This is a genomic window from Paraburkholderia sp., assembly GCF_035501035.1.
Taxonomy (GTDB): domain Bacteria; phylum Pseudomonadota; class Gammaproteobacteria; order Burkholderiales; family Burkholderiaceae; genus Paraburkholderia.
Genome location: NZ_DATJWR010000026.1, coordinates 1 through 4,990 on the forward strand (window position 1 = coordinate 1; position 4,990 = coordinate 4,990).

The following is a 4,990-nucleotide window of genomic DNA, read 5'->3' on the forward strand; positions in this document are numbered from 1 at the left end:
CACCGAATAGCGGCGTTCGAGCCAGACGAGCGCGAAGTTCGAAATGGTGGTGATCGCGAGATAGATGAGCGCTGCGATCGTCAGGAAGAAGAACAGGTTGAAGGTGCTGCGGCCCGCGTCCTGGGCGGCCTTCACGACGTCAGCGAGGCCGATGATCGAGACGAGCGCCGTCGCCTTCACGAGCACCTGCCAGTTGTTGCCGATGCCGGGCAGCGCGAAGCGCATCATCTGCGGAAAGAGAATGCGGGCGAACACGCGCGCGCCGCTCATGCCGTAGGCGTGGCCCGCTTCGAGCTGGCCGCGCGGCACGGCGAGAAACGCGCCGCGAAAGGTTTCGGTGAAGTACGCGCCGTAAATGAAGCCGAGCGTGATGACGCCGGCCACGAACGGATCGATGTCGATCTGCGCCATGCCGAGCGCGTCGGTGGCCTCGTTCACGCCGATCTGGATGCTGTAGAACAGCAGCAGCATCAGCACGAGATCGGGCACCGAGCGGATCAGCGTCGTGTAGGCCGTCGCCACGGCCGCGAGCGGCCGGTTGAACGAGAGCTTCGCCGCCGCGCCCGCGAGCCCGAGCAGGACGGCCACGCCGAGCGAAAGGAGCGAAAGCTCGATGGTCTGGATCGTGCCGGCGAGGAGCACCGGGCCAAAGCCGTAAAGGAACATGCGCGTCTCCGGGTCAAATCGTTGTCGGCGGCTCGCGTGGGCTGCTGCGCCCGCCGGAGCCGTGTGAGTTGGCGCGGATCGTCTCAGTGCAAAAAGGATTGCTCAAACCGGCCGAGCGAAAATATTGCAGTGCAGCATACACAAGCAAGATGGGGTCGCTCGAGGTTCCTGCGCGCATGGCGGCAGGCGCGATGAATTTGAAAGGCTAAAAAACGCCCCGGCGAGCGGGGCGTCATGCGGGGCGTTTTCGCAAGTTTCGGGTCGCTTTTTCGATATAAGGAAATCGATGCGGGCCCGCCCGGGTGGGTCGGGCAGCGCGAGTTCGAGCGCGCAGACACCGCCGCGCGGCTGCGCCCCCTACTCCAACCCCAACTGCGCCTTGATTGCCGGCAGCATGTACTGCACGGCCGCGCGCCCTTCCTCGATGGCGGGCCCGGCGCGATGAAAGTCGAAGATCCCCATGCCGCCCAGGCGAGGCTGGATCAGCACGTCGGCAGGCTCGCCTGCGAGGCGGCTGCGCGTGATGCGCACCTGCATGATGTCGATGCTCTGCGCAATCGAGCTCAGCATCGAAGGCACGCGCGTGCTCGGCGGCGGCGCCACGCGCACGTCGGGTCCGCCCGCCGTGCCCGGCCCCGACGGCTGGAGCCAGCGCGGGAAACGCTTGCCGTTGCGGCGCAGAAGCGGCTCCCGGGGCGCAGCATGACCGGTTGCGCCCGGAGCCTGGTCAGCCGGCGGATCGGCGGGCGAACCGGCGCCGGGCGCGTCGCCGGCCTCGACAGGCAGTTCGCGCGGCACGGTGTCGATCGCACCGCCCAGGTCGCGCCCGTTCAGAATGTCGTGATTGAGGTCGATGGCGATGACCGTGTCGGCGCGCATCGCGCGCGCGGCGGACACCGGCACCGGGTTGCTGAGCCCGCCGTCCACCAGCCACACGCCGTCATGCCAGATCGGCGTGAAGATGCCGGGAATCGCAATCGAGGCGCGCACCGCGTCCACCACGCCGCCCTCGCGCAGCCAGACTTCGCGCCCCGTGTCGAGTTCGGTCGCGACTGCCGTGAACGGCAGCCTCAGGTCGTCGATCGCGCGGCCGTTGAACTGGTGCGCGAAGAGGTCGATCAACTTGCGCCCGCCAAGCAGCCCGCCCGAAAAACGCAGGTCGAGCAGTCGCACCACGGTCTGCCACGTGAGCTTGCCGACCCAGTCCTCCAGCCAGTCGAGGTCGCCGTTCGCGTACACGGCGCCAACCAGCGCGCCGATCGACGTACCGCACACCACGTCGGGCTTGATGCCTGCTTCCTCGAGCGCACGGATCGCGCCGATATGCGCCCAGCCGCGCGCCGCGCCGCCCCCGAGCACGAGCCCCACACGCTGCACACGTCGCCGATGCATCATGCGCGCCTCCTTGCCGGGTTGCCGGTCAGTGTCCGCGGATCACGTCCGAGCGCGAGGTCGTCGTCACCCGTCCGTCCGGTCCGAAATGCACGTTGAAATACCCCTCGAGCGTCACGCCCCCTTCCAGCCACTTCCAGCTCCACACCGTCTCCTTCTTCAGGCGGTAGCCGGCCACCTGCCCGGGCTTGCCCAGCAGCCGGCGCACCTCATCCTCGCTCATGCCGATGCGGATCTTCGCGAAGTTTTCCGCCGTGAGTGCCTGGGTGATCGCCACGAGCCGGCCGTTCGGGCCGATGTCGATCATCCAGGTCTTGAGCCCCTGTGGGCCGCGCGGATATTCGAGGCGGCGCGAGCCGTCGTCGAACACGCGCTCGGTCTCGGGGTTGCCCATCTGCTCGCGTACCTGCGCGAGCGTGGAAACGCCGGGCGTGAGGCCCTTGAGCAAAAGCGCGTCGGGCTTCACCGAATTGAAGAATTCCTTGAGTGACTGCCACATGGTGTTCACCGCGGCGCGCAACGAGCGCGTGTCGAACGAGCGGCCATCGCAACCGGAGAGCGAAACGAGCGCAAGCGTGAGCGCCACATTCGCGACGCACCGCCTGCCTTTGAACCAGGGTTTCATGGGCCTGCAACCGCATCAGCATGGGAAAGTGACGCGCGTGCGAACCTCGGGTCCACACGCGCTACGTCCCCACAATGTACCGTCAATGGACCTGTTCGTGGGGTTCGGCAGCCGTGGCCGTGTTCGCGGCGCGACGCACCGCACGGCGCGTGCGCACGAGCTCGGCGGCCTGCCACGAGAGCAGCGCGAGCACGCCGAACACGACCTCGCGCATGCGTTTGACGAGCGCGAGCGAGAGTGCCACCTCGTGCCCGACGCCGAAGAGTTGCGCGAGCAGCACCACAGCCGCCTCCTGGACGCCGAGCCCCGCGGGCACCATGAAGGCGGCATGGCGCACGGCCTGGGTGATGGCTTCGATGGCGAGCGCGTCGCCGATCGATACCGGATGGCCGAGCAGTGCGAGCGCCCACCAGGTCTCGAAGGCACCCACCATGTAGCCCGCGAGCTGCCACGCAAAGGTGCGGAACATGAGGCCGGTGCGCGACATGAGGCGATCGAGGTCGGCGTCGAGCCGCTGTCCGTCAATGCCGAGCATGATCGGATGCGCCGCGCCGAACATGCGGCTCGCCCAGCGCTCGATGGCGTGGAACACGCCGCCGCGCCGAAGCAGCAAGACAGCGATGACGGGCAGCGGCAGCGAAAGCACGAGCGCCAAGGCAATCGAGCCGATGGTGCGCCACGACGAGCCATCGCCCGTGCCCGCGACGATCAGCACGAGGCCGAGCGCCGAAAACGCATACTGCACGGCGATGGTGACGAGCACCTCGACGATCACCGAAGCGGTGACCGCGCTCGCATCGCGCATCTTCCAGCGTGCGAGCCGGATGCCGACGATCTCGCCACCCACGCCAACAGACGGCAGCAAGCGGTTCACGGCCTCGCGCACCGTGGCGATCCACCAGAGAAAGCGCAGCGAGGCGCGCTTGTCGAGCAGCAACCGCCACGCGTGCGCGTCGAGCAGCAGCGGCAGCGCGTGAAACGGCACGAGCCAGAGCAGCATGGGACCCGCGCTGCCGATCACGCCCATCACGTCGTGCGCGCCCTCGTGCACGACGAGCGCAATCAGGATGCCGATGCCGACGGGCAGGCCGAGCCACTGGAGCCACTTCATGAGGCCCGCGCCTCCCGCGTGCGCGTATTCGCACCGCCCGCCCCACGTGCCTCTTGTGCCTCGTGCACCTCTTGCACCTCTTGCCCCGCGAAGAACACATCGCTGAAGCCGCCGCGCCGCACGCCCGCCTGTGCGAGCGCCGCCGCAACACGCGGCGAGATCAGCGCGCCGAACTCGTCGGCATGTCGATAAGTCTGCATCGACGGCGTGATGGGCCCCTCGTGCGCCTGCGCGGCAAGCGCCGGGTGGCAGTAGATCTCGCCCACGCCGTGCGCGGGCAGATGCGCGAGCGCCTCGAGCACGGCGGCCTCGTCCATCGCACCAGTCCTGGCGATACCGACCACGTAGTCGTTGTGCGCCACACCCGCGCGCGCAAGCCGTGCGCGCACGAGCGCGAGCCACGGCCTGAGGGCGAGCGGCGCACCAGCCTCGAGCGGCAGACGCATCGCGCGCAGGCCAAAGTCGCGGCCGATCTCGAGAATCAGCGCGAGCACTGTGGGATGCAGATGAAAATGCTTGTGCGTGTTCACGTGATCGAGCGCGAGCCCGGTCGCCGCGAACGCTTCGAACTGCGCGCGTATCTCCTTCGCGAGCTGCCGGCGCACATGCGGCAGGAAGAAGAAGCGCACGCCGTCGCGGACCATGTTGTCGCCGAAGCGTCCCTGCTCGTCCACGAGCGCGGGAATCTCGGCGCGCGGCAGCATCGCCGCGCCGTCCGCGAGCACCAGATGCAGCCCCACGCGCAAGCCGGGCGTGCGCCGCGCGCGCGCCACGGCATCCGCCACGGCGGGTGCGGCCACCATCAGGCTCGCGCAATCGAGCACGCCCTCGCAATGCGCGCGCTCCACCGCGGCGTTGACCCTTTCGTGCAGGCCAAAGTCGTCGGCGGTGAAGATCAGCGCGCGCCGATCCTGCCCACCGCGACGGGACTGCCGGTCCATCATGCCTCGTGCGCGCGCAGGAAGCGGAAGAACTCCACGCCTTCGCGCAGACGCCGCTTCATCATGTCCCAGCTCGTGAGCATCTCGCGCAAGATCTCCCAGATCTTCGAGGGGCGGAAGTAGAACGCGCGATAGAACTGCTCGAGGTGGTGATAGATCTCCTCGCGCGACAGGTGCGCATAGCCGATCGCCGCCAGCTGCACGCCTTCCTTGCTCACGAGGTTGATCGTCTTGTTCTCCTCCATCCAGCCGTTC

At 68.1% G+C, this 4,990-nt stretch carries 5 protein-coding genes and 1 pseudogene; all 6 read right to left on the reverse strand.

Annotation, left to right across the window (positions count from 1 at the left end):
* A partial coding sequence (locus tag VMJ11_RS01790) for a histidine ABC transporter permease HisQ (protein WP_325616323.1) occupies positions 1 to 666 on the reverse strand: 666 nt, incomplete at its 3' end.
* A gap of 357 nt (positions 667 to 1,023) precedes the next feature.
* On the reverse strand, positions 1,024 to 2,061 hold the full coding sequence (locus VMJ11_RS01795; protein ID WP_325616326.1) for a patatin-like phospholipase family protein: 1,038 nt from the start codon (positions 2,059 to 2,061) through the stop codon (positions 1,024 to 1,026).
* A gap of 25 nt (positions 2,062 to 2,086) precedes the next feature.
* Entirely contained in the window at positions 2,087 to 2,683 is a 597-nt protein-coding gene (locus VMJ11_RS01800; protein ID WP_325616328.1) for a hypothetical protein, read from the reverse strand.
* 82 nt (positions 2,684 to 2,765) lie between these two features.
* Positions 2,766 to 3,794, reverse strand: a complete 1,029-nt coding sequence (locus VMJ11_RS01805) for a lysylphosphatidylglycerol synthase domain-containing protein (protein ID WP_325616330.1) — start codon at positions 3,792 to 3,794, stop codon at positions 2,766 to 2,768.
* Positions 3,791 to 4,738, reverse strand: a complete 948-nt coding sequence (gene hpnK / locus VMJ11_RS01810; RefSeq protein WP_325616332.1) for a hopanoid biosynthesis-associated protein HpnK — start codon at positions 4,736 to 4,738, stop codon at positions 3,791 to 3,793. The genes VMJ11_RS01805 and hpnK overlap by 4 nt, the downstream gene beginning before the upstream one ends.
* Positions 4,735 to 4,990, reverse strand: a pseudogene (locus VMJ11_RS01815) (hopanoid biosynthesis associated radical SAM protein HpnJ); the annotation flags it as partial. The pseudogene VMJ11_RS01815 and the gene hpnK, both read right to left, overlap by 4 nt.

Coding starts and splice junctions, on each gene's coding strand:
- hpnK (WP_325616332.1), bottom strand. CDS start 4,738: ATGATGGACCGGCAGTCCCGTCGCGGTGGGCAGGATCGGCGCGCGCTG.
- VMJ11_RS01800 (WP_325616328.1), bottom strand. CDS start 2,683: ATGAAACCCTGGTTCAAAGGCAGGCGGTGCGTCGCGAATGTGGCGCTC.
- VMJ11_RS01795 (WP_325616326.1), bottom strand. CDS start 2,061: ATGATGCATCGGCGACGTGTGCAGCGTGTGGGGCTCGTGCTCGGGGGC.
- VMJ11_RS01805 (WP_325616330.1), bottom strand. CDS start 3,794: ATGAAGTGGCTCCAGTGGCTCGGCCTGCCCGTCGGCATCGGCATCCTG.